Source organism: Stagnihabitans tardus (assembly GCF_009925085.1).
GTDB lineage: Bacteria > Pseudomonadota > Alphaproteobacteria > Rhodobacterales > Rhodobacteraceae > Stagnihabitans > Stagnihabitans tardus.
The window spans coordinates 1-23,945 of the sequence record NZ_JAABNR010000038.1 but is presented as its reverse complement, the minus strand read 5'-3'; the positions used below and the strand labels follow the sequence as shown (position 1 = coordinate 23,945).

Here is a 23,945-nt window from a genome sequence, read left to right as displayed (position 1 = left end):
CGCCGCCGACCTTTGTCGACGACAGAGAGAACCTCAACCTGTGATCTGAACTTAGAGTCATCCATAAGGTCAGCGTCTTACCTGACCTCAGCAAATGGCGTCAGACGGCCATAACCGGAGGCTTACGAACACGATTGGGTCAGACGCATATTGCAGAAAGGCGAGCCGCATGGCGCCCCAGCCGTCCGGCCCGCTTGCGCTTGCATGGTTCGAGGCGAAGCGCACCAGTCCTCCGTCTCCCAATACCGGGGCAACATAGGGACTGCCAGGCTCGCGCGAAGCGACGATCCCCTGCCACAGTGCCGACGGGAAGGGAGGGCCGACCCAGAACGCTCCGTCAATGGGATCATCCAGCAATGCGAAGAGGTTGGTTCCATGCATCGAGGACCAGGCGCCAAGGCTGAGGCCATGGATATAGAGTCTTGGCCGCGACTCCTTCGGAAGGGCGCGCCAGTAGCGATGTACCGAAGAGATAAGGGCTTGTCCATGATGGCCTGCCCTGACGCGCTTATGGAGCAGGAACGCCGCGTTCTGGAAATTCTGGCTGGCACTGTTTCGTACGAGATCACCGAAGACGGTGCACTGATCCTGAACGGAACTGATGGTCGAAAGATTATGGCGCGACAGTAGCTGATTTGACAAAGTACGACCTCTTCGGCGCTGTCAAGCAACCGAGATTCCTCGGTCGAGCCACATTTGTTTCGGGAAGGTAAAAAGGCATGCAAGTTTTCGCGCTGCCGGGTTCAGTGCATCGAGCGCCAGACCAGCAAGGGCAGGGCAAGGAGGAGGAGCAGGTTCACCGGATGCAAGGCCTCGACCCGGTGGAGGAATTTCACGGGAAGGTCTCCTTGCGCGGGGGCCGGGTTCGGTGGTCAGGGCAGCACGCGCTCGGCTTGGCGGACGAAATGGGTCTAGCACCTCAGGTTGGCGATCACGCGATCGGCCATACGGGTGCAGCGCGCGCCGTCGAAGGGAAAGATCGATTCGAAACCGCCCATCAGACGGGCTTCAAGCTCAGTGCGCAGACGCTTGCGTGCGCGGTAAAGCCGTGTCCTGACCGTGATCGGATTCAGTAACAAGGTCCGCGCGACGGCCAGCAGGCCCAGTCCCTCGACCTCGTGAAGCAGAAAGACCAGTCTCAATTCCGTCGGCAGGTCGGCAACCGCAGCCTCCAGCAAGGTGGACACCTGTGACCGGCCAAGCGCCTCTTCGCTGCCTTCAAAGCCGTTGCCGGGAAAGACCACGACGGCGCTGTCGGTCGCATCCCGTTCAAGCACGGTATCATACTCCTCTTGGGGCCGGGCAGCACGGGCGCGCATTCGCGCCGCGTTGATGGTGATACGGATGAGCCATGTTGAAAAGCGCGACTCGCCGCGAAACTGATCCAGCCGGGTGAAGGCCGCAAGATAGGCGTCTTGCACCGCATCTTCGGCCTCGGCATTCGTATCGAGGATCCCGCGCGCGACCCGGAAAAGCCGAGGATTGAGGCGGCGGACAAGCTCGCGCACCGCCGCCTCGTCCTGCGCCCGCGCCGCCATGACCAGCGTCGCTTCCTCCACTTCGCGCAGGCTATAGGCCGGGGACGGACGTGGAGCGAGCGTCATGGCTGCCCCGGAGGCATCACTCGCCCGGTCTGCAGAATGGCCTCGACGGACGGAAATCCGTCGAGTGCAACGGCGGGCAGATCGCTCGCATCGGTTGCCGCCCCGTGCCAACCTTCGTCACCCGGCCTTCCGACAACGATCCGACCGACCATTCCTGCATGTTCATGCGGGAGGCAATAGAAGTCGTAAACGCCGGGAACGGTCAGCAGGACCTCAAAACTGTCGCCGGGCAGCAGGAAGTCGCTATCCCAGGGCGCCGCCCCCGTTGGAATGCGTTGCGGCCGGTCAAACAGGGTGGGGTGATAGCAGGTTGAGGTGTGGCTGTTACCGGGATCGAGGTTGACAAAACGCAGCGTCGTGCCCGCCGCAACAGCAAGCCCGACCGGGGTGAACCAGACATGCTCGCCCCGTGACGTGCCCTGCATCCCAATCTCTGCCACCGGGCCCGCAAGAACAAGGGATGGCCCGATGAGACCGGCGACGCCGGCCCCACCAACCGCCAGCACCTGTCGACGGTTCGGCATCACTCTGCCACCCTCGACTTGGCATCCGCGCCGTGGAACAGCACGACATGCGCGTGCGGCTTGTCCACACCCGGATGCCCGGCATTGTAATAGATGTCGACGGATGAAACCTCATTCGAACCGACTGCCAGATCGTTGTAGGACGTGCCGCCCTGCAAATCCTCGATCGGGGTCATGAAGATCGTGGCGGCCAGTTTTCCGTCACGATCATAGCCGAGAAAGGGCCCCGCCGGCAGGGTCGCGGGATCGACGAAAAGCGTGCCAAGGCCGGGCAGGAAGTCAGGCAACGGCACAAGTTCGCTGACCTTGGCATAGGGTGCAGGCGGCGGCGCGTCCTCTGGGACACTTTCGGCATGGGCAAGGCCGGGGACCGCGAGCATCAGGGCGATTCCAAGGGTTGCGGCAGACAGGTTGAGGAACATGGTCGTCTCCGTGGTTGATCGAGACCCTTTCGTGCGGTCTCGACTATTGGATGCGACAGTGTCCCAATCGTTCCCGGGTTCCGAAGATCTTTTTCGCGGCCCTTCGTGCGTTCTCAGCCGTGAGAATTTGAGGCCGGTCGTGTGCCTTTGGCGTCAAAGGTGCTTTGCTTGAGGATGGCCCCGCCTTCGTCGACCGTTAAACGCAAGACCCGCCCGGAATGACGAAAGGTTAGCCGAAACCGGCCTGCGTCAGCATCAACGCCCTTTTCGCACAGGCTCGTCACCTCTCCGGCGCGCATCCTTTCCTGCAACTGCGCGGGGTCGAGTCCGAAAGCGTTGGCGATCGTGACCGCGTCGACCTCGAACCCCTGCGCTGTAACGGTCACCCCAGTCATGTGGCATCGCGCCAGTAGTCGTTCGCGGCGGCGACGGTGGCGAAATGCGTCGCGACCACCTGGCTGACTGCGATCAGCGCCGCGACATCATCGGCATATTCTGGGCGCAGACGGTCGCGCACTGCGGCATCGGGCTGGGTCAGCTTGATCGCCACCCGGGCCAGTTTCACCGCAAGATCATAGCCCTCGGTCGGGGTCTTCGTGATAAGGCTGGGAAGCCAGTCGGACATGGGTATCTCCTTTCGCTGGGGGTTGCGGGATCAGGATGCGGCAGGCGTCACCTTCGGGGTCGCTGAACTGTCCGTTGCGTAGCGCCCAGAAGAAGGCGACCAGCCCGGCAAGGCCCATGCCGATCGACAGCGGGATCAGGAAGCCGATGGTCATAGGGCCTCGCGGTCGATGGCGCGCCAGGCGTGCCAGGTGCCGTGGCCGAGAAGGGGAAAGACCAGAAGCAGCGCGGTAAGGCCGGTCAGGATCGACAGGGCGGTGCCTGCGGTCACGATGGCGCCCCAGGCCAGCATCGGGCGAAGGTTCTGCGCGGTCAGCGCGAAGCTGCGGCCCATCGCGGTCAGTGCATCGCGGCGGGACGAGACCAGCATGGGGAAGGAGAAGACGCTGATCGCGAAGGCGAGGGCTGCGAACAGCCCGCCCACCAGCAGGCCTGTCGCGATCAGCGCCCATCCCCGTGGCGTGGTGAAGGCGTTCTGGAACGCCTCGGACGCGCCGGGGAAGGGTTGAAGCCCGAAGAACAGGGCATAGAGGAGGTCGGCCGCCCTGAGCCAAAAGAGGACGAGGAGGCCAAGGAGAAGGCCAGCCATCGCGATCTGCCCCACCGCGCCGGGTGGCAGGCGCAGGGTGGTCGGCGGCTCGCCCTGGGCAAGGCGGCGGCTTATCTCGTAAAGGCCGACGGCGAGGAACGGGCCGACGATCAGGAAGCCGGACAGCGCGGGCAGGGCCAGGTACAGAAGCCCCCAGGTCGCCAGCGCCCAGATCACTGCCCAGGACAGCGCCACGACTGCAGCCCCGTAGGCGAGGCTTGACCCGGGCGCGCGCGCAAGGTCGCGCCAGCCCTCGGCCAGCCAGTCCAGCGCCACTCGGGCGGGCAGGTGGCGGGCGTGGGGGCTTTCGACCGGGGCGCGTTTCTGAATGGTGGGAAGGGGTTCAAGCATCGGGACCTCAGCAACTGTGCCGGGCGGGGGCGGGGCCGTCGGGCAGGGCGGTGCAGGCGGGCTGCGAGGCGATGGCGGTGACCACCAGGTGGACATTCGCCGCGACGAAGGCCGCGACCACGGCGGCGGCGCCGGCAAGGGCAAGGTGGCGCTGACGGGCGGGGCTCATGGCTTGGCCTGTGGCAGGGTAGAGACGTAGAGGGCGAGAAGGTTGATCTGGGCCGGGGAAAGGCGCTGGCTCCAGGCCGGCATGACGCCGCGGCGGCCGTGGCGCAGGGTGGTCAGGATGGTGGCCTCGTCCTGGCCGTAGATCGCGGATCGGTCGGTCAGCGAGGGCGCCCCGGCCAGAAGCCCGCCGGTGCCGCCGTCGCCGTGGCAGGCGGCGCAGTTCTCGGCAAAGAGGGCGGCGCCAGGGCTGTCGCCGGGGGCCGTGCCCGAGGGCAGGGCAGAGACATAGGCGGCCAGCGCCTGGCGGTCGGCGGGGGCGAGCCAGTCGAAGACGGGCATCTCGGCCAGCCGGCTGTCGTCGGTGGCGTTGATGCCAAGAGTGATCGTCTCGGCCAGGGTTTCGGGGTCGCCGCCCCAAAGCCAGTCGGCGTCGTTCAGCGCCGGAAAGCCGGGACCGCCCTTGCCCGAGGTGCCGTGGCAGGCGGCGCAATTGTCGGCGAAAAGCCGGGCGGCGGCGGGCATGGCCTGGGCCATCAGCAGGTCGTCCGCGGCCAGGGCGGCAAAGTCCGGCTGGGCGAAGCGGGACAGCCAGCCCTGCCGCACCGCGTCCACCGCCTGATAGCCGTCGCGGGCCATGCGGCCCTGGTCCAGCCCCAGAAGGCCGCGCGTGTAATCCCGGCCCGTAGGCCAGGCGGGCAACAGGACCCAGGCGACGACCGAGTAGAGGAAGGTCAGCAGCAGCGCGATGGCGGCGAGCCTGGGGAAGGGGGTGTTCAGCTCTTGAATACCGCCCCAGTCGTGGCCGGTGGTGTCGTAGCCGGTGACGGGGTCGATGCGGCGGTTGCCGGTGTGGGGGTCGGCACCGGGCAGGGCGTGGGGGTCCGTGGTGTCAGCCATCCGACTGCTCCTGCGGCAGGATCGACCGGGCGGCGCGGTCATGCGCCGCCTTGCGCGAGGGGGCATAGGCCCGGATCGCGACGATCAGCAGGAAGCCAAGCATCCAGATCGGGCCGAAGGTCTTGGCAAGCAGGACAAGGGTATCGTGGCTCATGGCGCGGTGCCTTCCTGGGCCAGATGGGCGGCGGCGGTCTGGGTGCCCAGCGATTGCAGATAGGCGACGACGGCGTCCATCTCGGTCAGCCGGGCGGGGTCGCCGTCAAAGGCGCGCAGGGCCGGGCGGTCGCCGTGGCGGGTGCGGAAAGCCTCGGCCTCGGCGCTGTCGGGGCGGCTTTGCGCCAGCGCGTCGGCCTCGGCCCCCTGGATCATCGCGGCGTCATAGGGCACGCCCAGCCGGGCCAGCACCGCCAGCGCGCCGGCCAACCCCGAGGTGTCCAGGGGCTGCATCAGCCACGGGTATGCCGGCATGATCGAGGCAGGGACCACCGCCCGCGGGTCGGTCAGATGCGCGACCTGCCAGGCGTCGGAGTATTTCCCCCCAACCCGCGCCAGGTCCGGGCCGGTCCGCTTGGACCCCCAGAGCATCGGGTGGTCATAGGCGCTTTCCGAAGCGAGCGAATAGGGGCCATAGCGGTCGATCTCGTCGGCCAGGCTGCGGATCATCTGGCTGTGGCAGGCATAGCAGCCCTCGCGCATGTAGATCTCGCGCCCCGCAAGTTCGAGGGGCGTCAGGGGGCGCAGGTCGGCGGGGATCTCCACCGTCTCGTCGATGGTGAAAAGCGGAGCGATTTCGACCAGTCCGCCGATGGACGCGGCGACGATTATCGCGCCGACCAGGCCCATCGACAGCTTTTCCAGGTTGTAATGCAGGCGCAGGACCATCGGGCTACTCCGCCGGTTGGGCCGCCAGCGGGCGGTCATGGGCCAGGTCGCGGGCGCGGGTCTGGCGCAGGGTGGCGCGGCAGTTCAGGGTGCAAAGCACGGCCCCGGTCAGGAACATCGCCCCGCCGATGGCGCGCAGAAGGTAATAGGGCGCCATCGCCTGGACCGACTGCAGGAAGCTGTAGGACAGCGCCCCGTTCGCGTCATAGGCCCGCCACATCAGCCCCTGCGTGATGCCCGCGTTCCACATCGCCACGACGTAGACGAGGGTTCCCAGCACGGCGAGCCAGAAGTGCCACTCTATCGCGCGGGGCCAGGCCATCGCCTCGCGCCCGGCCAGTTGCGGCACCAGGGTGTAGATCGCGCCGAAGATGATCATGGCGACCCAGCCCAGCGTGCCGGAATGGACGTGCCCCACGGTCCAGTCGGTGTAATGCGAAAGCGAGTTCACCGGGCGGATCGCGAGGAACGAGCCTTCGAACGTGGACAGGCCGTAGAACACGGCGGCCACGAACATGAAGCGCAGCGTGGCGTCGTCGCGCACCTTGGCCCAGGCACCGTTCAGCGTGGCGATGGCATTGCCGGCCGAGGCCCAGCTGGGCACCAGCAGCATGACCGAGAAGGTCATCCCCAGCGTCTGCACCCAGTAGGGCAGGGCGGTGTAGTGCAGGTGGTGCGAGCCGACCCAGATGTAGAAGAACACGATCCCCCAGAAGGACAGGATCGACAGGCGGTAGGACCAGATCGGCCGGCCCGACCGGACGGGCAGGAAGTAATACAGCATCCCCAGGAAGCCCGCCGTCAGGAAGAAGGCCACCGCGTTGTGGCCGTACCACCACTGGATCATCGCATCCTGCACGCCCGACCAGACGGTATAGCTTTTAGCCCCGGCCCAGCTGACCGGCAGGGCGATGTTGTTGACGATGTGCAGCATCGCCACGACCAGGATGAAGGCCATGTAATACCAGTTGGCGACGTAGATATGCGGCTCGGCCCGGCGGGCGAGGGTGCGGAGGTAAAGCGCGAAGTAGATCACCCAGACCACGACCAGCCACAGGTCGGCATACCATTCCGCCTCGGCATATTCCTTGGACTGGGTCGCGCCCATCAGATAGCCGGTGACCGCCCAGGCACAGAACAGGTTATAGCCGATCAGGATGACCCAGGGGCTGACCGCATCGGCCAGCCGGGCGCGCGAGGTGCGTTGCACCACCCAGAACGAGGTCGCGATCAGCGCATTGCCGCCGAAGCCGAAGATGATGCCGGTGGTGTGGACCGGGCGCAGGCGGCCGAAGCTGGTCGCAGGCCAGGGCGGTGTCGCCTCTGGCCAATAGAGCAATGCCGCGACCCAGACGCCCGCGACCATGCCGATCATCGCCCAGGTCAGCGTCATCCAGATGCCGAAACGGGTTGGGCCATCGTCGTAGCGGCTGGCCCGGTCAAGGCCAGCAGGTGCCACATCGTAAAGCGCCCCGCCCAGCCGGAATACCAGGCCCAGCCCAAGCGCCAGCGCCATGGCTCCATGGACCGCCATCACCCCGTGCCGCGCCGCCGCAGCAATCGTCAGCCCCCCCAACGCCAGCAGGACGGCAAGGCCAATGCCGATCCGCCGTTCCACCGTGGTGAGCGAGGCCTGCATGGTCAGACAAACTCCTCTTCCAGCCGCAGGTCTGGGCGCAGTGCAATGTCTGCCAGCGTCGAGCGGTCGAGATCGGCCAGGAAAGCCGCCTCGGCCGCGCGCAACCGCGCCTTCAGGCGGCAGCGGCCGTCGATGGTGCAATCTCCGCCACCGGCCGCGAAGCATTCGACAAGCGGCTGCCCTTCCTCGAGCAAGCGGATGATGGAACCCAGCCGGATCTCGCCAGCAGGGCGGGCCAGCATCGCCCCGCCGCCGCCACCGCGCCGGGTTGTGACATAGCCGGCTTGGGCAAGTTTCTGGATGATCTTCGTCAGGTGGTGCCGCGACAACCCAAAGTCCTCCGCCAGCTCAGCGGTCGAGAATCCCCGGTCCGGCGCCCCCGCCATACGCATCAGCATCCGCAATCCGTAATCTGTGAACGAGGTAAGGCGCATGATCGATCCTGAATCAGTATTTACAATACCAATTAACAGGCCTAGACAGGATTGCAAGCCAAACCGGAGTTCCGGACATGACCTTCAACCCGCCGCCCGTCGCGTCGGCCCGACCGGCGATCACCGCCGCGCTGATGGAAGAGACCGGCCTCGATGAGGCGATCCTGCGCACTCTGGTCCATCGCTTCTACGACCGGGTCCGGGCCGATGAGGTGTTGGGGCCGGTCTTCGCAGCGCGCATCACCGACTGGGGCCCGCATCTTGAGCGTATGGTGACCTTCTGGTCCTCGGTCGCGCTGATGACCGGGCGCTACCACGGCGCGCCGATGCCGGCCCATGCCACGCTGCCGGTAAACTGGGCGCATTTCGACCGCTGGCTGGACCTGTTCCGCCAGACCGCGACCGAGATTTGTCCGCCCGCCGGGGCGGCGCATGTGATCGAACGCGCGGAACGCATAGCGCGATCGCTGCACATGGCGGTGGAAGATACGGCCCGCGGCGCCGGGATGACGCCGTCGCTTCGCTGAAAGGAAGGAGTCCCTTCATGACCCAAGGCCTGCACACTGACGATCCCGCCGCGCTGACCCGTCACATCGAGTCCCGGTTCCACGCCCGCCACCGCGAGCAGTTGCCCGCATTGGCCGCTCTGGCCGAAAAGGTCGAGACGGTGCATTTCGGCGACGACCATGTGCCCGAGGGTCTGGCCGACCTCTTGCAGCGGATGATCGGCGCGCTTGAGGTCCACATGAAGAAGGAAGAACTGATCCTGTTCCCGGCTATCCGCAAGGGCGGCGGCCCAGGGATCGGCACGCCGATTGCGGTGATGCGTGCCGACCATGACGACCACGCCCAGGACGTGGCCGAGATCCGCCGCTTGACTGGCGGTCTTGGCCTGCCCGAGGGGGCCTGCCGCAGCTGGACCGCGCTCTATGTTGGCCTCGGCGAATTTATCTCTGATCTGGAAGAGCATATCCGGCTGGAGAACAACGTGCTGTTCCCACCTTTCGAGACGGAGGCCGCCCATGTCTGATCCGTCGCTGCCACGCGCCACGCGCGAGATGGTCGAACGCCGCCGTAACTTGGCGCCCGGGGCCGAAGATGCCTTCCGCGCCTTTTCCAAGGCCGTCTTTGCCGAAGGCGCGTTGGACAAGCGCACTAAGCAGCTGATTGCCGTGGCGGTTGCCCATGTCACTCAATGCCCCTGGTGCATCGAGGGCCATGTAAAGGCCGCACGGAGCGAGGGCGCCAGCCCCGAGCAGATCATGGAGGCGATCTGGGTCGCCGCCGAGATGCGGGCAGGGGCCAGCTATGCCCATGCGCTGAAGGCCATGCAAGCCATGGGCGACGGGGCGGGCTGATGCCTGCGGTTCCGCCCATCCCCGATGCCGCCACCGACCGGATTCGGGTCAAGCGCATCTACCGGGCGGCACGCGTGTCGGACGGCAAGCGCGTCCTCGTCGACCGGCTTTGGCCGCGTGGGATGCCGAAAGACCGCGCCCGCCTGCATTCCTGGTGCCGCGAGATCGCGCCCAGCGATGAGTTGCGTCGCTGGTATCACGCCCACCCCGACCAATGGGAGGACTTTGTGGCCCGATATCGCCATGAACTGACCCTGAAGGACGATCTCGCCCGTGATCTGGCCAGCATGGCCGTCGATGGTGTGCTGACACTGCTGTTCGCCTCAAGCGCCGAGACGCGCAACAACGCCACCTTGTTGCGTGACCACCTGCGACAACATCTTGCGAACAAGGGGGATCCCGATGCCCTGCCCTGACCAGAGACCTGCCCTGCGCACCCCCCTTTGTGATCTCCTGGGATGCGAGGTACCCGTACTCTTGGCAGGCATGGGCGGAGTCGCCCGTGCCGAATTGGCGGCGGCCGTCGCCCGCGCCGGGGGCTATGCCATGTTGGGGATGGTGCGCGAAGATCCGGACCTGATTGAGGCCGAGATCACCGCCTATCGCGCGGCGACCGACCGGCCCTTTGCTGTCAACGTGATCCCGTCTGCAACCGATCCGGCGCTGTTGCAGGCCCAGATCTCGCGATGCCTGGATCTGGGGGTGCGGGCCTTCACCTTCTTCTGGGATGTTCGGCCAGAGGTCATCGCGCAAGTCAAGCGCGAGGGATGCCTCGTGCTGCATCAGGTGGGCACCCTTGCCGCCGCCCGCGAGGCCGAGGTGGCCGGCGCCGACGTAATCATCACGCAGGGGATCGAGGCCGGTGGCCACGTCCATGGCCGCACCGGCGCCTTCGCCCTGGCCGAGGCGGTGCTGGACGGCGCCCGGATTCCCGTCGTGGTGTCCGGCGGCATCACGACCGGCCACGGGCTCGCGGCCGCGCTGATGCTGGGCGCGCAGGGTGTGCAATGCGGCACTGCCTTTCTGGCAACCAAGGAATCCTGGGCGCATGACTACCACAAGGCGCGGGTGGCGGCCGCCAACGTCGACGATACCGTGCTCACCGATGTTTTCGTGTTGAACTGGCCCAAGGGCGCAGCGGTGCGGGTGCTGGGCAACAGCGTCACCGCCGGACTGGACGGGCAACTGATGGGCCACGATCCCGCCACGCTGCCGCGCGTGGTGATTGCCCATGACAGCGGTCAGCCGCTGCTACGCTACAGCACCGACTCTCCGATGCGGCACACCTCTGGTGCGCTGGAGGAGATGGCGCTGTACGCCGGGCAGGGTGTCGGCACGATCCGCAACGTGGTGCCGGCGGCGGACCGGCTGCGCCAGATCGTCGATGAGGCGCGGGATTGCCTTGCCCGGCCCGGCCCGCGGCCATGACCTCGGACTCCGAAGCCCCGGGCCGCTATGCCTCGCCGCCCTGCATGGCGGCCGAGGTCGACCCGGCCTATTTCGATCCGCTGGCTGTCGACCCCGAACAGGCGCGCGACGTCGTGCGCTGGCGCCGCGCCGAGCGCACGCGGCTGCGGGCCGAGCGCGACGCCCTGTCTGTGGCCGATCGGCAGGCCGCCGGGGCGGCGATTGTCGGCCACCTGGCCGACCTGCTGCGAAAAAGGTTCGGCACGATGCGGGGGCGGGTGTTCTCGGGCTACTGGCCGATCAAGGGCGAGCCGGACCTGCGCCCGCTGCTGGCAGCCCTGGACGCCGAAGGTGCCCTGGTCGCCCTGCCGCTGGTCGAGGTGAAGGCCGCGCCGCTCGTGTTCCGGCGCTGGACGCGCAAGACCCGGATGGTGCGTGGCGACTGGAACATTCCCGTCCCGCCGCCCGAAGTCGAAGCGGTGACGCCCGAAATCGCGCTGGCCCCGGTGGTGGGTTGGACGGCTGAGGGTTTTCGTTTGGGTTATGGCGGTGGCTATTTCGACCGCACGCTGGCGGCCTTGTTGCCGCGCCCCTTCACCATCGGCATCGGCTTTCAGTCGGCCCGTCTGGCGACGATCTACCCCCAACCGCACGACATCGCGCTGGATGCCGTCGTGACCGAGGCAGGCATCGCCGTCCCACCATACGGGACGTGAGGTGTGAAGACGTGCCCCGATCGGAACCGGTTTCCCGACACCTGGGCAGATTGCGGTGGCATCTCGCAATAGGTCACACCGGCAGATCGCTGCCGTTGACGATCGCTTCATGTCGCCTGGGATGGCGACTAATCCTCCATTCCTCGCCGGGGGCTGCGACCACTTCGTCTGAAGCACTTACCTTGAGCACGCGAGGCTCGGCGCCTCGCGTGCTCGCGACTCACTCTGCGGTCAATCATGGGTCACTGGCGGCCGAACCTCTAAAACTTCCAGTTGCCGTGTTTCGTCATCCCGCGTGACCCACGAGATCGTCGCTCCCGGACTGAGGCCAAGCAGGGCAACACCTACCGGGGTGAGGACAGAGATCCGCCCTTCCTCGATGTTGGCATTCTCGGGATAGACCACCGACACTGTATGCTCGCGAGCCATGTCCAGATCACGGTAGGTCACCACACTTCCAATCGTTATGACATCATCACGCATCTTGTTCGGAGCAACCAGCTTCGCACGTGCGATCTCGTCGATCAGGCGCTCGCCAACCTCGGGGGAGCGCCTCATCACGGAGGCAGCCAGCGCCTCGAGGCGGCCGACCAGAGTCTTGTCCAGATGGATCTTTGGTAGCCGCGTTGATGCAGGGTTTGAAACCTTTGTCATGTTCGTATCTTTCTCGGTTGTCATGTTTTTGGGGATATCAAGAGGCCCAATGTTTTGCCTTTTGGAAGTGTCTCAGGCTTGAATTCTGTCGACACTGAGTAGATGCGCGCGACGGAAAGTCCCGTCCGCCTCAAGGAATGGAACCCGAGTGTCAGCTTTCATGCCGATCAAGGTTGCACCCAACAGAGACCCGACGTGAATGCCGATGTCTTCCTCGGCGAATTCGTCGTAATGGAAAAGTCGTCCCGTCTGTCGCTCCTCGTCATCGATTGCATAGGTGACACGTGAGCCTCCAGTGGCGGCCTTGGGATTGATCTTGCCGTCGTCCAGAACCGTCGCGTACAGCAACTTCATGCCGAGTAGTCTGGCCAGCATCTCGAATGCGCCGGTGCCGATCATGTCCGCACGCTGAATGTGATCAACCAAGGCACGACGATCTGCTTTCGTCAGCACACAGGCAGCGGCATGCTGGCAGAGGTCTGCATACCCAAATGTGTTGCCCATCAGGCGTCTTTCGCTGGTCATAGTCATGCTTGCTCCTCAGGCGGAGATGCCGCCGTGGTTTCAAATCAGTTAAGGTTGTTGTGAGAAACCCGGAGCAGCGACTGCGCGTGTACGCGCTCAAACCGCCCCGGGCAGGGGGCGGTTTTGCAGAAAAATCCGAGAGATGTTCGAAACGAAAATCATCTAGTTACCGTGGAAGTGATGGCTGGAGAAGTCAACTGGTGGCTTGTGTTTCGGATTTCGGCATGGATTCTGGTTCGAGGTTCGCGCCCCGCTCGGCAATCACCACTTCCTCAGCAGCAGAAACCGGATGTCGTTCTGCACAGGCGAAGAAGCCGTGCCAGACAGACTCCCCGGTCTGCCCTTTCTGTTTCTCAGGACCAAAAAGGTTGGGGAAGATATCTTCGAAGTCCGCTTTGCAAAGCATCATTTCTCGCCTCCATTGGGTCAATCTGGGAGAAGCTCCGCGCGCCCTGTGGCGCGCAGTTCATCTTCAACCGAGCCTTATGCGGCCCTGCGCAGATCGGCGTAGGAAATGTCCTGCGACATGGGTGCAGGTTCGGGTGCAATCGGCGTCATCCGCAGTTCTGCACTGCTCAGGCCATCCACGAAGTCTTCGATTTCCCCACGGCTGAGGCCGATATCCTGAAGGATCCGATCGTCGAGACTGTGAAGCACAGCCTTCATCTTTCGCCTTTGCCAGCTGCGGATGGCGCTGTTCCACCATCGCAGCACGAAGGTTCCCCAGGGCGCCTTGTCGATTGCGACAACAGCGCTTTGCCCTGACTGGTGCTTGTATTGGACAGACATTGCGTTCTCCATATGTGACGTCCACTGAGTTTCTCTCCACATGCGGAACCTGGCTGGTCGCACATGCGCCAACCCAGTTCTGGTCGGTCGAGAGAGGCTGGATTCATTAACCCCGAGGCGTCACCAAGCACGTGTGCTCGCGCCGCCCGGGGCTACCGGCGGTTCAGTAGAATCCCTGCTGCGCGCAGGAACCTCATATGGAAGCTGAACATCGTCATGCGGCTCATATGGCCGCTGCGCTCCAGGATTTCAATCTCGCCACAGCCGGTCCGGTGGCCTGACCGGCGCAAACGCGCCGATCAGGCGGATTTCCTGAAACAATGCCTTATGGGGAACAACGCATGGCCGCCGCATCGGTTGACTTGTCCGGGACGGCTACATACCGTTGATGGATGGTGTCGCAAGCTAACCACTATCGGTTTCCTCTGCTGAACCGCCCTTGTCCCCGGGCGGTCTAGGCGTTTGCGCGCCTGCTGAACTTCCCGGGGCCTCCTCGCATTCCCAGAAATCTTGCGGCCACGCGCCGCCCGAGGAGAAATCATGGCCAGAAGCATCACCCTCCAACCCGAAGTCCATCCGTTTGCCACCACCGCCCGGGTACGGCCGCGGGGCAGGGCGGTCCTGCCAGTGGCGGACTATGATCTTCTTCTTGAATATCTCGAAATCTGTGAACGCGACAGGGGACCGAACTGGGCCTTGCTTGCCTATGTCCTGCAAAACCGGATCGTGAACACCGAACCATCCCACCGGCCAGTGGACCGAGACATAGTGGTCAGCCGGAACGAGGTCATATACTCGGTGAGTGGGGCATCGGTTGAAGTTGGCCTGCTCGTGCACCAGCCGAACGTTGGACCCCGGCAACGGGGAACCATTCCGGTCTCGTCACTTTTGGGCGCGACGCTTATCGGCATGCGTATTGGGCAGCGCGCGCCGCTTCTGTGCGAAGACGGTTCTGTAAAGTCGCTTGTGGTCGTTGACACGGTCACGCCCAATCCGACGTCGGGACCAAACCTTTGCCCGGAGTTGCAGGAAAGAAGATCGTGATGGAATTTCTGGTGCTGATTTCTGCCGCTTTTGGTGCGGGGGTGCTGAACACGATTGCGGGTGGGGGCACCTTTCTCACCTTCCCGGCGCTGGTCTTCACTGGCATGCCGCCGGTCATGGCAAATGCCACGAGCACAGTGGCCGTCTTTCCGGGGTATTTGGGGGGCGCGCTGGGTTTTCGGCAAGAGCTGGGCGGTTTTGATCGCCGCCGGCTGCTGCGGCTTGCCGGTATCACCCTTGCGGGAGGGCTGGTCGGCTCGGGGTTACTGCTGGTTTCGTCAAACGAGGCCTTTGCCGTTGTGGTCCCCTTCCTGCTGCTGGGCGCGACCATGGCATTTCTGTTTGGGGACCTTGTTCGATCATGGGCCGCAGCAAGAGCACGGGATGTTACGGCAGACGGCGCATTGGGTTTGTTTGCGGTGGCGCTTTACGGCGGCTATTTCAACGGCGGTCTTGGCATCATTCTGCTGGCGCTGTTCTCGCTTTGGGGGATGGCGGACCTTGACCGCATGAACGCCCTGAAATCGGGGTTGAGCTTTCTGTTGTCGGCCATCTCGGTGGCGGTGTTCGCCGTGGCGGGTCTGGTAGCCTGGCCGCAGGCTGCTATCATGATGCTGGCTGCGAGTGCTGGCGGCTATGCTGGGGCCCCCCTGGCGCGCGCCCTGCCCAAACCGGTCGTCCGTGGGGTCATCGCCACGGTGGGCTTTGGGATGAGCGCGATCTTCTTCTGGCGCCTGATAGCTGCGGGTTGACGGCGTGCGTCGCGCTTCGATGGCCCCTTGGCACCATGCCGGAATGGCGGCGCTCTCCGTGAGGGCGCCTTTCAGACATGTTGGGCGAATGAATTCCCTGTTCAACATTTCGGCTGTCTTCCCCCTCCTGTGCGGGTTCAGTTCAAACAATGTCTGAGGGTTGCCCGATCGCCTGAGGCCTAGGGCAACCCCGGAAAGTGATGAACCCCTGATCGCCCCCGCCGCAGCGCGCGGGGTCCCTTTCTGTACAGGACCTGACATGACTTCGTGGACCATACTTGCCCGCGCCGGGACGGCGTCGGGAGACGACATTATTTTGCGCCAGTGCGGCGACGTCTTCGAAATTTGCTATAACGGCATCCAGCTGATGTCGAACCTGAACCATCAATCCGAGGACCAGCTTGCGCTGCGGTCGATGCGCCGGATGAACTTTGCGGCGCGACGGATCCTGATCGGTGGCCTTGGCCTTGGCTTCACGCTGCGTGCGGTGCTTGACCTTGCCCCACCCGATGCCGAAGTGACTGTCTGCGAACTGATCCCTGAGATCGTCGAATGGAACCAGGGTCCACTAGCCCATCTGGCTGGCCATGTGCTGGACGATCCGCGGACAAGGGTTCTGATCGGCGATGTGCAGGCGCATCTGGCAGCGATCGACACGGCATATGACCTGATCCTGATGGATACTGACAATGGGCCCGAGTCCCTTGTCCGGGAGGCGAACACGGGGCTCTATGAGGATTGCGGTCTCGGCGCGGTGGCAAGGTCCCTCGGTCCGAAGGGCGTGGTTGCGTTCTGGTCGGCCACCACGTCTCTACGGTTTGAGCACAGGTTGTCGGCCCAGCCGTGGTTCTGGCTGCGCGACGACATTCCGCTGGTTCCGGGTCGCGTCGATGCCATGCACCACATCTACAGCTGCAGCTTCAGTGCCGCGGCGCTCGGGCAGCGCAAGGCCGCCTGAGCACCGCGACTCCAGCCCGCTTATGCGGAAGCTCTGTCGAACAGGCGCGGGAACCAGTCCTCGCGCAGGCGCTGGCCGGGAACCATGTCGTGGCCGGGATACGGCGGCGACGTGCGGCCGGGCCGTTCGACATAGCGGGCATCGTCGCCCACCAGTCGCAGCGAGAACGCCCGCCGCCGCGTCGTGCTGGTGTTCCCGCGCGCGCCGTGCAGGGTCATGTAGTTGAAGGCGACGGCATCGCCGGGCTCCATCGCAAACTCGCGGATGTCCATCCCTTCGGCGTCGGGGTCCGGCACGGGCATGTAGTTGTCCTCATCCGGATAGAAGGTGGTTTCCGAAAGCCACCGCGTGGGAAGGACCGCCTTGGGCCAGAGGTGCGATCCGGCCACACAGCGCAGCGTCGCCTCGCGGACCGGATCAAGCGGGGACCAGAAGCTGACCGTCTGTCGCCCCTCGACAAAATAGTAGGGGCCATCCTGGTGCCAGGGCGTCGGCTTCGAGGTCCCCGGCTCCTTGACCAGCACATGGTCGTGGAAAAGCTGCACCCTGTCCGAACGCATCAGATCGGCGGCCACCTCGGCAGCGGGCGAGGTCCGGATCACCTCTTCGAACTCGGCAATGCGGTTCCAGTTGCAGTAATCGTCGAAGAAGCGCCCGCCTTCGCCAGGCTTCAGGTTCTCGGCCGCGTATTCACCAGGCTCTGCCATGTTGCGCTCGACCCCCTTGCGCAGGGTATCGACATGGTCCTTGAACAGGCCTTTCACAAGGATCACGCCGTCGCGCTGGAAGGCGTCGATGTCAGCTTGACTGATGAGCGGGTGCGGCATTGGAAGACCTTTCGAGTTGAGCTCACAGAACTTCCGGGACTGCAAAGATAGTTTCAAATAATAACTTTCTAATGTAGCCTTAGTTTTATGCTACATCTTACCCTACGCCAGCTTGAATACGTCGTGACCGTCGCCCGCGCAGGAAGCCTCTCTGGGGCCGCGACGACGCTGAATGTGTCGCAGCCCTCGCTGTCCGTGGCCCTCGGACAGGTCGAGGACACGCTGGGCGAAAAGCTCTTCATCCGGTCGAAGGGGGCACCGCTTCGCATGACGATGTTCGCCAACCTCTTCGTTGCCGAGGCCGAAACGCTTCTGGCGATGGCGCGACGTCTGGAGGACCCCGCGACAATACAGCGTGCGGTGAATGGCACGGTCGTCCTGGGATGTTTCGAGGACTTGGCTGCGTATCACCTTGCGCCGATCCTACGTCTTCTGCGGAAGACTCTTCCGGGCGTAGAGATCATCTGGAAGATCGCGGATTTCGAGACACTTGCCCGCGAGATGCGTGAGGGTCGCATCAGTCTTTCGCTGACCTACGACCTGGGCCTGGATTCGGGTTTCAACCGCATTGCCCTGTCGGCAGTTGCACCCCATGCCTTCGTCGCAGCTGACCACCCGCTTGCCGATCGTCCAACACTCGCCCTGAAGGAGATCGCCACAGAACCGCTTATCCTGTTCGAGGAAATGCTGTCCAACCGCCACACGCTGCAGCTTTTTCGAAATCAGGGCCTGTCGCCCACGGTTGCGCATCGCGTCAGATCGCTGGAGATCATGCGAAGCTTGGCCGCCTACAGAGAAGGCGTCGGTATCAGCTATGGGTGTCCTCCCACCGACCGGTCCTATGATGGGGCGAAGGTACGCGCTATCCCGATCACCGACAGAAGCGCGCGCGAATCGATAATTCTTGCCCGTGCGGTCGCCGCGCCCACATCATCTGTCGTCAAGGCAGCGACGGCAGCCATCGCCGCGATGTTCACGGACCGTCAAGCTTCCGGCGGCAGCGCCCTCTAGCCATCGCGCAGGATTGCGACGCTCGCGTCGTAGCCTCGCGCCCTGGGGTGTTGAAGCGGGGTAACCCCGTCACGGTCGGCGATGGTCCGGTCGGCACCGGCCTTGACCAGGGCGCGTACCCTCTTGACGTGGTCGGGCCCGCCGTCGCCCAGGACGACCGCTTCGATCAGGGCGGTCCAGCCGAGGTTGTTCACATGATCCAGCGGTGCACCGCCGGCAAAGAGTCGGCGAACCACCTCATGATGGCCCAGATGCGCGCCGGCGATCAGCGCCGGGTTTTGTCGCAAACTCTAACGGTTGACGGCCGTCGGCTTTGTGGCCGACCGTCTTGCCATGAAGCAGATGGAACTGGGAGAGCTAAGCATGATTTCGTTCAAAGGTGCCCAGTTCCCGAAAGAAGTGAACCTGTTCGCGGTATTCTTCTACGTCCGCTACACGGTGTCGTACCGGGACCTGGAAGAGATCTTGGCAGAGCGGGGCGTGCAGGTGGACCACGCGACGCTGAACCGCTGGGTCGCCAAGTACTCTCCTTTGATTGCCGCCAATGCGCGGCGCAGGAAGACCCCGACAGATCTTTCCTGGCGTATGGACGAGACCTACATCAAGGTGAAGGGTGAATGGTTTTATCTCTATCGAGCTGTCGACAAGCTGGGCAAAACCCTCGACTTCATGCTGTCGAAGCGGCGCAACAAGACGGCGGCGACCAAGTTCTTCGCACGGGCCCTTGAGGTAAACGGCCTACCCCGCAAGATCGTCATCGACCGCAGCGGAGCCAACACGGCTGGGATCACCGCGGTCAACCGAATGTTGCGGAGCTTTGGTTGCCCGATCTCGATCGAGATGGTCCGGATCAAGTATCTCAATAACATGATCGAGTAGGATCACCGAACGATCAAAAAGCGCATTCGGCCAATGCTGGGGTTCAAGTCCTTCGCCTCGGCTTCGTCAACGCTTGAAGGTATCGAAGTGGCGAACATGATCCGGAAGGGGCAGTTCACGCCTGGACTCTGCCCATTTGCCCAGTTGGCTGCGCTGGCTGCCTAACGGAAGAAGATCAGCAGCTTCAACCGATCAACGCAGAAGTTTGCGACTGAACCCCGCACAGGTGCCCGACGACGATCTGTGGTTTCTGCCCGGACCTGCCGAGGAGGGGCCAGACTATCTGCCGCCTGGGCCAAGGGCGGTGCCTGACGATACCTTGGTCGTTTCGGACTGGATTAGGGCAGAGGCCGCTTGCGCGGCTGGTCTGGCGCGGATCGCAGGACGGCTCGGCGCCTTGGACGACCGCTTCCGACGCGGACCGGAGGGATGGCGGCATCGGCTGGCATTGCTCGAGGCGGCAGATCTGAGCTGGTTCGTCGGCGACCGCGTTGGCCCGGACCGGCTGGCACTCTGGGTCTCCTTGCGCCTGTCAGGCGTGCAGAATGATACCGGCGCACTGGCGCGCCTGGGGTGGGCAGCCCGGCGCCTGACGGGAGGGCCGGGGCCGGAGGACGATCTGTCCGGCTTCCTCGACCGTCGGGACCCCGAGACGATCAACGAGGGTGCCGAACTTTTCGCGGATCGTGCGTCCGCTTGGCTCGAGATGATGCGGGCAGCGCGCTCCTTGCACCCGATCTCCCGGGCCTGCATGGGGTTCCATCTCTGGAGCCTCGCCGGCCTCGGGCAGCCCGGCGACCGGATGGCGGCGGCGGTCACGGCTGGACGGATCGCGGCAAGCGAGGGCAGGGGAGCAGTCTCCGCCCCGCTCGCCATGGGCGGGGCGGGGGGCATGCGCGCGGGTGGCGCCCCGGCCGAGCGGCTGGTTTGCTGGCTGGACGGTATGGAGGCCGCGAGTCTGACCGCAATGCGTCACCTGGATGACATCGAGGCCTGGGCGGCACGGGCGAAAGCCGCGACGGCCGCACTGTCGGGGAAGACGCCGCCCGCACTCTGCCTGGTTCTGATCGAATGGCCGCTGGTCTCGGCCCCCATGGCCGAACGCCTGACCGGCAGCAGCCGGGCCGCTGCGCAGCGCAACCTGGCCTGGATGGCGACGCAGGGGTTGATCCGCGAAGTGACCGGGCAAGGTCGTTTCCGCATATGGAAGGCGGCGTGACGGCGCGCCGTGTTTTCTAGTCGTCGGTCTTCGGAATGAAGGTCACGCCCGGTAGCCCCTCGAAATGCGCGTCGCAGGTTAGGAGCGTCGCGGCACGGGAACGGGCGGTTGCGAAGATGATAGCATCGGCGGTCGCCAGTTTGTGAGCGCGGCAGGCCTCGGCCGCCGCGAGGGCAATCTCGGTGTCGAGTGGGACGACCTGACAGACTTGGGTGAAGGCGATCACCTGGTCCGCCTTGTCTTCACCCAGTTCACGGGTCAACCATTTCGCAAGTTCCAACTGGACTATGGTCGGCACCAGCCAGTCGGACTGCTGCGGCAAATGCTCGGCGAGCTGGTCCGCAGTGATCGAGCCGATCAGCCATTCGATCCAGGCGGAGGTGTCGACAAGGACCATCAGAAGCGGTCGGCCCTGTCACGATAGTCCGTTGTCGCAGCCCCACGCGCCAGGCCCTTCAGCGCCTCGCGTTTCGGAACTGGAACCAGCAGGACACCCGTGCCCTTCGGGATGAAGGTAAAGGTAAGCCCTGCCTCCCAATGCTGGGCCGAGCGGATCGCCTTAGGGATCGAGATCTGGAATTTCGAGGACAAAGTGGCGGTCTCGGGCATTGTCGTACTTTCTGCTGATCGTTGTTGAAAACGTAAGACAACCGATTTGGGATTTCAAGCCCGCGCCTCTCGGACCCGGTGTGGTGGTGAGCACTGCCTTGCGTTCTCGTCTCGTGGTTCAACGCGTGATCTCGCCTTCCAGAACCGCCTGACCATGCACAACCAGTGTCGCCGTGAACGTTGAGCAGCCGTGTTGGGCCGAGATTGCGATCACCCGTGCAGCATAGGCGGCCGAACCGATGGCGCGGCGTAGATCGGAGGCATGGAAGTGCCGGTTGGTTATGGGGGCCGCCTTGATCAAATCAAGAATTGCTTTCTCCTGAGGCGTCGGATTGTGGCCAGCGATGCGGCGCAATTCGCCCGCAGTTGCCTGGTTGGGTTTCGTCGCCCGCCACTTCCGCATGAAGCCCAACAAGTACCCGGCCGGCACTTCGGCGTTGCCTCTTACCTGGTTAAAAGATCGGAATGCGTCCCAGATAACCTGGGTATCGACATTCCAGCAGGGCAAGGCGGTCTTCGCCGCCTTGATCAGATCGCCCCAGGGCGTTCGGTGGACGTTGGATGCAGCCCCAATTTCGATCTTCCCAGCGAACATCATTTTGTTCTTAGACTCTCTAGATAGTGATGTGTCACCTGTAGCCGACACATGATCTGGCTCGGGCGCAAGGTTATCCACCGCACCAAAGCGGAAGAGCCATGGGGCGAACTTGCCGTGTGGCTTCCACCGCAAGAGCCCAAGGGCCGAGGATGCCAATTCGGCCAGCAAGAGACTCAGATGCTGCCGCGAAACACCCATCTTCTCAGCGAGATGCGGCAGTGTGAACGCGGCCGTCCCGCGTTCAAGTCCGTTGTACCCATCCTTCCAGGCGATCCCGTCGAGGATGATCGTCGCGAGCTTGTGCGCCGCCGTGGAGAGTGGCGTTTCGGTAATGCGGCGCAGGATGGCACCGGTGGTGAGTTCCATGATGTGTCGTTCCGTCTTGGGGCGACACCAGACCGTGAGGCGTGCAAAATTTCGTTCCGGCAAAGGCATTTGCCGGTTGAACCGACCCAAAGCTCGCGTTAGATTCCCACTACCACGAGGAAATCAGTGCGGCGTCGGGCCTATGGTCTGGCGTCGTTTCTGTTTTTGGGGGTCTTAGTCTTTCGATCGTTTGAGATCAGGCTGGCACGTCAGGTCATCAGTAGCGCACCTCCTCAAAGCCGTAGGTGCCCTCGTAGTCGGTCCAGTCGACGAAGACGCCGCGGAACCAGTAGTCGGAACAGCTTGTCCCCGGGCGGAACGCAGATGCGGACGGTACCCGGGCAGGCGTGGACCTCGTCCAGGCGAACTCTCCCTGCTCCCCGTAGGTCCCCTCACGGATCGTCGACCAGGTGTTGCAGTCGCCATCGCTGTTTCGGTGTCGCCGGTACTCGATCTGGAACACATGGATGGAGCGCACGAAATCGTAAGCCGGATCGGAAATGTCGACGTCCGCCTGGTCTTGGGCCAGATGAAGCTCGGCAGGGTTCTCGCCCCAGGACTCATGAAGTTGCTCTCCTCCCTCACGCAGCGTGATCTCGAACAGCCGCTCCATGGGAGCTTTCTCGCGGTTCAAAGACGCCCGCATCGGGCAGTTCCAGATCTGCAGCGGCGGCTCCACCGGCCAGGGCGTGATCCGGGCAATGAAGACGGCGCGGGCATGGGCACATTCCGCTGAAGCCGGCCAACCGCCTGCGAGGCAGAGAAGGATCGCGCAGTCGACCGGGTATGCGGCGACCGGCGCCGCAAACGATACTGAGACGGCAGTCGCTGCGACGGCAGCCGCGGCGCGTAGAGAGTTCATTGCTGGTTTCCTTGTGAGATATCCGGGAAGGGGAGGGGGCAGGAAAACTTGATCTGGCACGATCAACCGTCAGGCTCCGGACCGAGGGACTGGTAGTCGCGGATGACGCGGTTGATCTCTTCAGACACCGCGGCTCGGGCGGCATCGAGACAGCGCAGATATGCCTGCGCCTCATCGAAGTAGGCGGTGAACTCCTGCCCGATCTCCGTCCGATACTCGGCACGCGTGGCTGCATCGGTCACCGGTGCAGGCGGGACGGGCGGCAGGCAGTCCAACACCGTCACCGTTTGCGCTGCCCCGCAGACAGGCATCGTGAGCAGGGTGGCGGCGACGAAGCAAGCGCGTCTGTAGCGGGGAAGGGGCATGCACAGTCCGGGGTTTCAAAACATGTGTATGAATTGCAAAACACCGCTATTGACGCAACAGGATTCTACCGATAGGTGAGCGCCATGTTGTGCGACGACATGTTTCTCATCAGCGCGACATGCACTATGTTCTGCCGTGAGCGTGTTGCTTCGGAAGGTGCCAACCCATGAGGAACTTGACCCCGGTGATCTTGCAGGCCGGACTGAAGGAGGCCCTGACCGAAGGCGGCATCGTCGAAGCCCTCTGTGTCGAGGACGCAAAGAAGGTTCTCAATGTCTGGCAAGGCACCTGGCGCATCCAGTTGCGCCTTGGCGACCAGACAGCCCTTCTTGTAATCTCGCGCGGGCTCGAACCACGGGAATTCAAGACCGTCACCGGTCTCATCTCCTTCGCGGTCGAGTTGGGTCTGACCACGGTTCCCGTTCCTTTGAAGAAGGGCGAGAAGGCGACCTGGACCCATGACACGGAGGCGGACCCTAACTCGTGATCTGACCCTCTGCGGCGGGCTGGCGCTCTGGCTTTTTGCCGCACAAGGCGCAGTCGCCGAGGTCATCGACCTTGGGTCAGGGACAGAGGACTTGCGGGTTCGAGCCAGCGTCCTCGACTTTGGCAAAGAGCTTCCCAGACGCGGCGATCTGAACGGCGCCAAGTTCGCAGATGAAGCCGAGACCGATGCTGATGACGTTGGTCTCGTTGTGCTCGCGTCTTATGGCACGACCCCGAAGGGCAGGGGCCCGCGTGGCACGGCCGAGATCGAGGATCTCGTTCTCGACGTGGGCGACGACTATCTCCGCCATCCGGCGCTGAAAGCAGCCGGGCTCTCCGGGACGGAATGGCTTGCGCTCTTTCGGGCAAACATCGCAGTGGAATC

Annotated in this window: 38 protein-coding genes and 2 pseudogenes; 15 read left to right on the top strand and 25 right to left on the bottom strand. The window is 64.0% G+C overall.

What is annotated here, in order from left to right:
- Positions 1 to 87: 87 nt before the first annotated feature.
- Positions 88 to 519, bottom strand: a complete 432-nt coding sequence (locus GV832_RS20265) for an alpha/beta-hydrolase family protein (protein ID WP_227754573.1) — start codon at positions 517 to 519, stop codon at positions 88 to 90.
- On the opposite strand from GV832_RS20265, the gene GV832_RS22590 reads away from it, so the two are divergent.
- Positions 460 to 630: an META domain-containing protein gene (locus GV832_RS22590; protein ID WP_227754572.1), complete on the top strand. Its 171-nt coding sequence runs from the start codon at positions 460 to 462 to the stop codon at positions 628 to 630. The genes GV832_RS20265 and GV832_RS22590 overlap by 60 nt on opposite strands.
- 281 nt (positions 631 to 911) lie before the next feature.
- Here GV832_RS22590 and GV832_RS20260 read toward each other — a convergent pair whose 3' ends face one another.
- The 13 genes from GV832_RS20260 to GV832_RS20200 all read right to left on the bottom strand — a co-directional run bounded on the left by GV832_RS20260 (position 912) and on the right by GV832_RS20200 (position 8,134).
- Complete coding sequence (locus tag GV832_RS20260; RefSeq protein WP_168776696.1) at positions 912 to 1,604, bottom strand: RNA polymerase sigma factor; 693 nt, start codon at positions 1,602 to 1,604, stop codon at positions 912 to 914.
- Positions 1,601 to 2,128 carry a cupredoxin domain-containing protein gene (locus GV832_RS20255; protein WP_168776701.1) on the bottom strand — a complete coding sequence of 176 codons (528 nt, stop codon included), beginning with the start codon at positions 2,126 to 2,128 and terminating at the stop codon, positions 1,601 to 1,603. Before GV832_RS20255 ends, GV832_RS20260 begins: the two co-directional genes overlap by 4 nt.
- Positions 2,128 to 2,550: a hypothetical protein gene (locus tag GV832_RS20250; protein ID WP_227754571.1), complete on the bottom strand. Its 423-nt coding sequence runs from the start codon at positions 2,548 to 2,550 to the stop codon at positions 2,128 to 2,130. Before GV832_RS20250 ends, GV832_RS20255 begins: the two co-directional genes overlap by 1 nt.
- Before the next feature lie 113 nt (positions 2,551 to 2,663).
- Positions 2,664 to 2,945 (bottom strand): DUF6522 family protein, encoded by a 282-nt coding sequence (locus tag GV832_RS20245; protein WP_168776695.1) that lies wholly within the window; start codon positions 2,943 to 2,945, stop codon positions 2,664 to 2,666.
- Positions 2,942 to 3,175 (bottom strand): hexameric tyrosine-coordinated heme protein, encoded by a 234-nt coding sequence (locus tag GV832_RS20240; protein WP_168776694.1) that lies wholly within the window; start codon positions 3,173 to 3,175, stop codon positions 2,942 to 2,944. The genes GV832_RS20245 and GV832_RS20240 overlap by 4 nt, the downstream gene beginning before the upstream one ends.
- Positions 3,123 to 3,329, bottom strand: a complete 207-nt coding sequence (gene ccoS / locus GV832_RS20235; RefSeq protein WP_168776693.1) for a cbb3-type cytochrome oxidase assembly protein CcoS — start codon at positions 3,327 to 3,329, stop codon at positions 3,123 to 3,125. Before ccoS ends, GV832_RS20240 begins: the two co-directional genes overlap by 53 nt.
- Positions 3,326 to 4,114 (bottom strand): DUF2189 domain-containing protein, encoded by a 789-nt coding sequence (locus GV832_RS20230; RefSeq protein ID WP_168776692.1) that lies wholly within the window; start codon positions 4,112 to 4,114, stop codon positions 3,326 to 3,328. The genes ccoS and GV832_RS20230 overlap by 4 nt, the downstream gene beginning before the upstream one ends.
- Positions 4,115 to 4,121: 7 nt before the next feature.
- Complete coding sequence (locus tag GV832_RS20225; protein WP_168776691.1) at positions 4,122 to 4,283, bottom strand: hypothetical protein; 162 nt, start codon at positions 4,281 to 4,283, stop codon at positions 4,122 to 4,124.
- A complete protein-coding gene (ccoP, locus tag GV832_RS20220) occupies positions 4,280 to 5,179 on the bottom strand; it encodes a cytochrome-c oxidase, cbb3-type subunit III (RefSeq protein ID WP_168776690.1) in 900 nt (299 codons plus the stop codon). Before ccoP ends, GV832_RS20225 begins: the two co-directional genes overlap by 4 nt.
- Positions 5,172 to 5,333 (bottom strand): cbb3-type cytochrome oxidase subunit 3, encoded by a 162-nt coding sequence (locus GV832_RS20215; RefSeq protein ID WP_168776689.1) that lies wholly within the window; start codon positions 5,331 to 5,333, stop codon positions 5,172 to 5,174. Before GV832_RS20215 ends, ccoP begins: the two co-directional genes overlap by 8 nt.
- On the bottom strand, positions 5,330 to 6,061 hold the full coding sequence (gene ccoO / locus GV832_RS20210; RefSeq protein WP_168776688.1) for a cytochrome-c oxidase, cbb3-type subunit II: 732 nt from the start codon (positions 6,059 to 6,061) through the stop codon (positions 5,330 to 5,332). Before ccoO ends, GV832_RS20215 begins: the two co-directional genes overlap by 4 nt.
- Positions 6,062 to 6,065: 4 nt before the next feature.
- Positions 6,066 to 7,700, bottom strand: coding sequence for a cytochrome-c oxidase, cbb3-type subunit I (gene ccoN, locus GV832_RS20205; RefSeq protein WP_168776687.1), 1,635 nt, complete (start codon positions 7,698 to 7,700; stop codon positions 6,066 to 6,068).
- Positions 7,701 to 7,702: 2 nt separating this feature from the next.
- Positions 7,703 to 8,134: an Rrf2 family transcriptional regulator gene (locus GV832_RS20200; RefSeq protein WP_168776686.1), complete on the bottom strand. Its 432-nt coding sequence runs from the start codon at positions 8,132 to 8,134 to the stop codon at positions 7,703 to 7,705.
- Positions 8,135 to 8,211: 77 nt separating this feature from the next.
- On the opposite strand from GV832_RS20200, the gene GV832_RS20195 reads away from it, so the two are divergent.
- The 6 genes from GV832_RS20195 to GV832_RS20170 are packed head-to-tail and all read left to right on the top strand — an operon-like array spanning position 8,212 to position 11,615.
- On the top strand, positions 8,212 to 8,661 hold the full coding sequence (locus GV832_RS20195) for a group III truncated hemoglobin (RefSeq protein WP_168776685.1): 450 nt from the start codon (positions 8,212 to 8,214) through the stop codon (positions 8,659 to 8,661).
- A 17-nt stretch (positions 8,662 to 8,678) separates the two neighbouring features.
- On the top strand, positions 8,679 to 9,164 hold the full coding sequence (locus GV832_RS20190) for a hemerythrin domain-containing protein (RefSeq protein WP_168776684.1): 486 nt from the start codon (positions 8,679 to 8,681) through the stop codon (positions 9,162 to 9,164).
- A complete protein-coding gene (locus GV832_RS20185; protein WP_168776683.1) occupies positions 9,157 to 9,492 on the top strand; it encodes a carboxymuconolactone decarboxylase family protein in 336 nt (111 codons plus the stop codon). The genes GV832_RS20190 and GV832_RS20185 overlap by 8 nt, the downstream gene beginning before the upstream one ends.
- Positions 9,492 to 9,908, top strand: coding sequence for a DUF488 domain-containing protein (locus GV832_RS20180; protein WP_168776682.1), 417 nt, complete (start codon positions 9,492 to 9,494; stop codon positions 9,906 to 9,908). The genes GV832_RS20185 and GV832_RS20180 overlap by 1 nt, the downstream gene beginning before the upstream one ends.
- Positions 9,895 to 10,920: an NAD(P)H-dependent flavin oxidoreductase gene (locus tag GV832_RS20175; protein WP_168776681.1), complete on the top strand. Its 1,026-nt coding sequence runs from the start codon at positions 9,895 to 9,897 to the stop codon at positions 10,918 to 10,920. The genes GV832_RS20180 and GV832_RS20175 overlap by 14 nt, the downstream gene beginning before the upstream one ends.
- Complete coding sequence (locus GV832_RS20170) at positions 10,917 to 11,615, top strand: 5-formyltetrahydrofolate cyclo-ligase (protein WP_227754570.1); 699 nt, start codon at positions 10,917 to 10,919, stop codon at positions 11,613 to 11,615. Before GV832_RS20175 ends, GV832_RS20170 begins: the two co-directional genes overlap by 4 nt.
- A gap of 231 nt (positions 11,616 to 11,846) precedes the next feature.
- Here the strand turns inward: GV832_RS20170 and rnk are convergent, their stop codons facing one another.
- From rnk to GV832_RS20150, 4 genes are all read right to left on the bottom strand, one after another.
- Positions 11,847 to 12,293 carry a nucleoside diphosphate kinase regulator gene (gene rnk, locus GV832_RS20165; protein ID WP_227754569.1) on the bottom strand — a complete coding sequence of 149 codons (447 nt, stop codon included), beginning with the start codon at positions 12,291 to 12,293 and terminating at the stop codon, positions 11,847 to 11,849.
- A 48-nt stretch (positions 12,294 to 12,341) separates the two neighbouring features.
- Positions 12,342 to 12,800: a hypothetical protein gene (locus GV832_RS20160; RefSeq protein ID WP_168776680.1), complete on the bottom strand. Its 459-nt coding sequence runs from the start codon at positions 12,798 to 12,800 to the stop codon at positions 12,342 to 12,344.
- A 187-nt stretch (positions 12,801 to 12,987) separates the two neighbouring features.
- Complete coding sequence (locus tag GV832_RS20155) at positions 12,988 to 13,203, bottom strand: hypothetical protein (protein WP_168776679.1); 216 nt, start codon at positions 13,201 to 13,203, stop codon at positions 12,988 to 12,990.
- 74 nt (positions 13,204 to 13,277) lie between these two features.
- Entirely contained in the window at positions 13,278 to 13,583 is a 306-nt protein-coding gene (locus GV832_RS20150; protein WP_168776678.1) for a DUF1127 domain-containing protein, read from the bottom strand.
- A 540-nt stretch (positions 13,584 to 14,123) separates the two neighbouring features.
- Here GV832_RS20150 and GV832_RS20145 point away from each other — a divergent pair.
- The 3 genes from GV832_RS20145 to GV832_RS20135 all read left to right on the top strand — a co-directional run bounded on the left by GV832_RS20145 (position 14,124) and on the right by GV832_RS20135 (position 16,337).
- Entirely contained in the window at positions 14,124 to 14,627 is a 504-nt protein-coding gene (locus GV832_RS20145) for a hypothetical protein (protein WP_168776677.1), read from the top strand.
- Complete coding sequence (locus GV832_RS20140) at positions 14,627 to 15,379, top strand: sulfite exporter TauE/SafE family protein (protein ID WP_227754568.1); 753 nt, start codon at positions 14,627 to 14,629, stop codon at positions 15,377 to 15,379. Before GV832_RS20145 ends, GV832_RS20140 begins: the two co-directional genes overlap by 1 nt.
- 259 nt (positions 15,380 to 15,638) lie before the next feature.
- Positions 15,639 to 16,337 carry a spermidine synthase gene (locus GV832_RS20135; protein ID WP_168776675.1) on the top strand — a complete coding sequence of 233 codons (699 nt, stop codon included), beginning with the start codon at positions 15,639 to 15,641 and terminating at the stop codon, positions 16,335 to 16,337.
- 20 nt (positions 16,338 to 16,357) lie between these two features.
- On the opposite strand, the gene GV832_RS20130 is transcribed toward GV832_RS20135, so the two are convergent.
- Positions 16,358 to 17,164 carry a phytanoyl-CoA dioxygenase family protein gene (locus GV832_RS20130; protein WP_168776674.1) on the bottom strand — a complete coding sequence of 269 codons (807 nt, stop codon included), beginning with the start codon at positions 17,162 to 17,164 and terminating at the stop codon, positions 16,358 to 16,360.
- A gap of 87 nt (positions 17,165 to 17,251) precedes the next feature.
- On the opposite strand from GV832_RS20130, the gene GV832_RS20125 reads away from it, so the two are divergent.
- Positions 17,252 to 18,175, top strand: a complete 924-nt coding sequence (locus tag GV832_RS20125; RefSeq protein WP_168776673.1) for a LysR substrate-binding domain-containing protein — start codon at positions 17,252 to 17,254, stop codon at positions 18,173 to 18,175.
- On the opposite strand, the gene GV832_RS20120 is transcribed toward GV832_RS20125, so the two are convergent.
- On the bottom strand, positions 18,172 to 18,462 hold the full coding sequence (locus GV832_RS20120) for an ankyrin repeat domain-containing protein (protein ID WP_168776672.1): 291 nt from the start codon (positions 18,460 to 18,462) through the stop codon (positions 18,172 to 18,174). The two genes, GV832_RS20125 and GV832_RS20120, sit on opposite strands and share 4 nt — an antisense overlap.
- A gap of 76 nt (positions 18,463 to 18,538) precedes the next feature.
- Between GV832_RS20120 and GV832_RS20115 the strand changes: the two are divergent.
- A pseudogene (locus tag GV832_RS20115) lies at positions 18,539 to 19,219 on the top strand (IS6 family transposase).
- Between the two features lie 40 nt (positions 19,220 to 19,259).
- On the top strand, positions 19,260 to 20,273 hold the full coding sequence (locus tag GV832_RS20110) for a helix-turn-helix domain-containing protein (protein ID WP_168776671.1): 1,014 nt from the start codon (positions 19,260 to 19,262) through the stop codon (positions 20,271 to 20,273).
- Positions 20,274 to 20,289: 16 nt separating this feature from the next.
- Here the strand turns inward: GV832_RS20110 and GV832_RS20105 are convergent, their stop codons facing one another.
- The 5 genes from GV832_RS20105 to GV832_RS20085 form a co-directional block, all read right to left on the bottom strand.
- Positions 20,290 to 20,670: a type II toxin-antitoxin system VapC family toxin gene (locus tag GV832_RS20105; protein WP_168776670.1), complete on the bottom strand. Its 381-nt coding sequence runs from the start codon at positions 20,668 to 20,670 to the stop codon at positions 20,290 to 20,292.
- On the bottom strand, positions 20,670 to 20,882 hold the full coding sequence (locus tag GV832_RS20100; protein WP_168776669.1) for an AbrB/MazE/SpoVT family DNA-binding domain-containing protein: 213 nt from the start codon (positions 20,880 to 20,882) through the stop codon (positions 20,670 to 20,672). Before GV832_RS20100 ends, GV832_RS20105 begins: the two co-directional genes overlap by 1 nt.
- Positions 20,883 to 21,000: 118 nt before the next feature.
- Positions 21,001 to 21,846 carry a hypothetical protein gene (locus GV832_RS20095; protein WP_168776668.1) on the bottom strand — a complete coding sequence of 282 codons (846 nt, stop codon included), beginning with the start codon at positions 21,844 to 21,846 and terminating at the stop codon, positions 21,001 to 21,003.
- A 217-nt stretch (positions 21,847 to 22,063) separates the two neighbouring features.
- The gene (locus GV832_RS20090) at positions 22,064 to 22,708 is read right to left on the bottom strand and encodes a hypothetical protein (protein WP_168776667.1); all 645 of its coding nucleotides are present in this window, start codon (positions 22,706 to 22,708) and stop codon (positions 22,064 to 22,066) included.
- A 62-nt stretch (positions 22,709 to 22,770) separates the two neighbouring features.
- Entirely contained in the window at positions 22,771 to 23,073 is a 303-nt protein-coding gene (locus tag GV832_RS20085) for a hypothetical protein (protein WP_168776666.1), read from the bottom strand.
- 167 nt (positions 23,074 to 23,240) lie between these two features.
- Between GV832_RS20085 and GV832_RS20080 the strand changes: the two genes are divergently transcribed.
- A complete protein-coding gene (locus GV832_RS20080; RefSeq protein ID WP_168776665.1) occupies positions 23,241 to 23,561 on the top strand; it encodes a hypothetical protein in 321 nt (106 codons plus the stop codon).
- Positions 23,533 to 23,945 (top strand): annotated as a pseudogene (locus GV832_RS20075) (hypothetical protein); the annotation flags it as partial. The gene GV832_RS20080 and the pseudogene GV832_RS20075, both read left to right, overlap by 29 nt.